The organism is Streptomyces sp. CNQ329, from assembly GCF_000482585.1.
Genome location: NZ_AXVU01000114.1, coordinates 1 through 3,901 on the forward strand (window position 1 = coordinate 1; position 3,901 = coordinate 3,901).

The window sequence follows — 3,901 nt, forward strand, 5'->3', positions numbered from 1 at the left end:
CCCCCGCCCCGACTTCAAAAACAAGATCATCCGAGCCTTCTACGACGGCATGGCCGACCGCCCCTCGACGACCTTCGGCACCATGAACGACGACGTCCTCGCACACATCGACCCGTCATTCCAGCGCGAGAACTTCGTACAGATCATCCAGAACAACGCATGGCCCGAGTGATTCGCGACCCTCTACCCGCATACCCGAAGAATTCGCCGGAACGGAGAGCACGTAGCGCATACCCGTCCGCATGATGCGCTCCGTAGTCGGCGCGGATCCCTGCGCACAGTCCGCGGAACCTACTGAAGGGAGTACGACGTGCACGGACACGAGGACAGCGCCGCGGCGCAGCCAGTGACGGCACGTCTCGACCAGGCGCTTGACCAGGTCACGCACGCCGCGGGGGCGCACGTGGGCGGGCTGTACATCCAGGTCCGGGAGATGCTGCAGATGACCACGGTCACCGGCGTGCCCAGCAGGCTGGCCCAGCCGTGGTCGCGGGTGGCCCTGGAAGCGCCGGTGCCGGTGGCCGAGGCGGCCCGTTCGCTGGCCCCGGTGTGGCTTCCCGACCAGCAGGCACTGGCGCGCCGGTTCCCCCGCACCGCGCTGGCCTTCCCGTACGCGGTGGCCATGTACGTCGTCCCGCTGGTGGCCGGCGGGAGCTGCTGGGGCGCCGTGCTGCTGCTGTGGCCGGGCACCGGCTCAGCCCGGCCGTCCGATGACGACCTGGCGCAGGTCCGCACGGCGGCCGAGCGGATGGCCGGGTTGCTGAAGGAGGCCGCCGATCAGGGACACCCGGTCCAACCGAGGTACGAGCCGCTTGCCGTCCAGCCGCCGCCCGCCCGCTACCAGGAGCCCGGCGCCGCCCTCACCGAACGCCTCACCGAGGGCCTGGTCGCACTCGACCTGCGCGGCCAAATCACCTTCGCCAACACAAGGGCGACCGAGCTGCTCGGCCACGACCCCTCCGAACTGCTCGGCCAAGAACCCTGGGAAGTACTTCCGTGGGTCGGTGACCCCGCTCACGAGAACGCCTACCTCTCCGCGCTCTTCAGCCGCCTGCCCACCGGCTTCTCCACCCGCCGGCCTGACGGTACATGGCTGTCCTTCCGGCTCTACCCGGATGGCACCGGTATCACCGTGTGGATCAGACCAGAGGACAGCCCCGAGCGGCGGGAGCAGCCGGCCGGCGAAGCACCGCCCGGCGCTCCCGCACGCGCTGGAACCCTCTTCCACCTGCTACACCTGGCCTCCGCCCTCACCGAGGCGACGAGTGTCGAGGAGGTATGCGAGTCCCTGATCGGGCAGATGATGCCGGTCCTCGACACCCAGGGCCTGGCCCTGCTGATCGCCGACGAGGGCCGGCTGCGGGTACTCGGGTCCCGCGGCTTCCCGCCGGAGATGGACGAGCACTTCGACGGCCTGCCGCTGGCCGCCCAGACCGAGGGCGCCCGGACCATCGAGACCGGCGTCCCCGGCTTTCACCCCACCACCACCGAACTGGTCCGCACCTACCCGGAGCACCAGCACTACCGGGACATGGGGGCATTCGCCTTCCTGCCGCTGACCCTCTCCAGCGGCACCTTCGGATGTTGGGTACTCGGATACGACAGGCCACGCGAGTTCCCTCCGGACGAGCGCGCCGAACTCACCACACTGACCGGGATGATCGCGCAGGCACTGGACCGTGCCCGGCTCTACGACGAGAACGCCCAAGTGGCCCGGGCCCTGCAGGACGGGCTGCTGCCGAGCAGCCTGCCCCGCGTGAAGAGCCTTCAGGTCGCGGCGCGGTACCAGCCCGCGACGCACACGCTGGACGTGGGCGGCGACTTCTACGACCTGATCGACCTCGGCGCCGGCCAGGCCGGTGCCGTGATCGGTGACGTCCAGGGGCACAGCGTCCAGGCCGCCGCCCTCATGGGACAGATCCGCATCTCCATACACACCCAGGCCCGGGTGGGCGCCCGCCCCGAGGAGGTGCTCTCCCATACGAACCGCCTGCTCATGGAGCTGAGCGGAAGATTGTTCTGCAGCTGCCTCTACGTCCATATCGACCTGCCGGGGAGGCGTGCGCTGCTGGCTTCCGCCGGCCACCTGCCGCCGATCCTCCGGCACGCCGACCACAGCACCGAGGTCCTCGACCTGCCGCCCGGGCTGCTGCTCGGCATCGACGAGGACGTCACCTTCGAAACGGTCGAGGTACCACTGCCGCCCGGCGCGGGGCTCGCGCTCTACACCGACGGCCTCGTGGAGCGACCCGGCGAAGACGTGGGCACATCCATCGACAGGCTCGCAGAAACGCTCGCCCGGGCCGGGGACCAGCCGCTGGACGTACTCGCGGACAGGGTCGTGCAGCAGGCGAAGGAGACGGTCGCCGCTGAAAGCAGCGACGACATCGCCCTGCTCCTCGTCTCCCGCACAAACCCACGCCCCTCCGGAGGACCCTGGGTAACCCCCCTCGCGTCAGCCCGATTGAGTACCTGACGTCGTCACGGCTCGGCGCGAAGAACAGATGCAGCTCATGCGCGGTGATCAGCCGCTTGAACCGCGGGTACGCGGTCCTCTCGATCGAGGTCAAAGCCCGCCCCGCCCAGCCGCTCACCCGGATCACCATCGACGACGTCTTTCAGGAGAACGACGGCGACCCGCTCCCCGTCCCCGCCCTCTTCGCCGGGCTGCTGCTGGCCCACCTTGACCAGCGGCCGAACACCTTCACACCGCGACCAACCCGGATATCCGATGGCTCTCGGGAGCCCAGTCGGGTGGACGGCTCGATGACGACGTGCGGCCGTGCCTGTGTGGAGCAGGCACAGGTATAGCACGTCCGTGGAAAACGTCGAGTACCGTCGAAGCAGGTGAGGGGGTCGTCGACCTTCATTCTCGTCGGCGTTGTCGCGGTCGAAGCGGCCGGACCACTGGGCTTCGGCGACATCGTCCTGGCTGGGGACTGCGTGGACTCGGAGGGTGGAGACGTAGCCGTTGACAGGGAACGGCGACATCGGCATTACCGCGGTCCGTACCCACCGCATCGTGACCGTATGTCCCCGCATGAGGATCCCCGTCCTGGCGGACAAGGCCAACGACGCTGGCGGCACCTTCTGACCCTCTACAAACGACACCTGAGTCGAGAGGTGGCCGCCCACCAACGCTTCGTCAACCGCGTGCACGCGAGGATCCGATCGAACTGGTTCCTACCCCCGGGCCCGGAGATGCGGCAGAGTCGTTGATCCGGATGCCGTGGTGTACGGCCAGCGTTTCCAGACCGCGACGTGGAGGATCACCGCGGTGCTCAGGGCGTTCAGCATGACGTGGGTGGTCCAGCTCCATTCGCGCGGCTGGGGTACGCCGAGGGCGTCGGCGAGCTTCGGGAGCAGCCAGGCCAGGAGCACGGTGAGGAGCACCGCGGTGAGGACGGCGAGGGTGCGGCCCGGGGCGGGGGTGAGGCGGATCGCGGGCCACGCTTCGAAGAGCATGGTGACCAGCAGGATGCAGCCGATGGCGGTGCCGGCGGTGGCGGTGGTCCGGGCCCCCGGCCAGTCGAGCACGTGGGCGGTGAGCAGGTAGCCGGCCCAGCCGCAGGCGATCACGACGACGTTGCCCAGGAGCAGGCGCAGCCACGTCCGGTCGATCCGGGCGAACGGCCAGCCGCGCAGGGCGACCCAGAAGAACATCTGGAAGGCGCCGACCGACGTGAACCAGGCGCCGTAGTTCTCCGACTCGATCGCGTCCGAGTGCACCAGGGCGTACCAGGCGAGCAGGCCGAGTGCCCAGCACAGCGCCACGGCGGCGAGGCCCGCCGGTATGCGGTCCAGGCGGCCGAGCGGGCGGCGTTCGCAGACCAGGGTGAGCTGCAGTACGAGGGTGAAGATGCTGCCGGCGAGGGAGTTCGCGGCCGGGTCGAGGCCGGGG

2 protein-coding genes and 1 pseudogene are annotated in these 3,901 nt (G+C 69.5%); 2 read left to right on the forward strand and 1 reads right to left on the reverse strand.

The features are described 5' to 3' along the window. The first annotated feature begins 310 nt into the window (after window positions 1-310). Window positions 311-2,476, forward strand: a complete 2,166-nt coding sequence (locus I003_RS33765; protein WP_051368610.1) for a SpoIIE family protein phosphatase — start codon at window positions 311-313, stop codon at window positions 2,474-2,476. A 44-nt stretch (window positions 2,477-2,520) separates the two neighbouring features. After that, entirely contained in the window at window positions 2,521-2,811 is a 291-nt protein-coding gene (locus tag I003_RS36600; protein ID WP_027774665.1) for a hypothetical protein, read from the forward strand. Window positions 2,812-3,183: 372 nt separating this feature from the next. Here the strand turns inward: I003_RS36600 and I003_RS33770 are convergent. After that, window positions 3,184-3,901 (reverse strand): annotated as a pseudogene (locus tag I003_RS33770) (hypothetical protein); the annotation flags it as partial.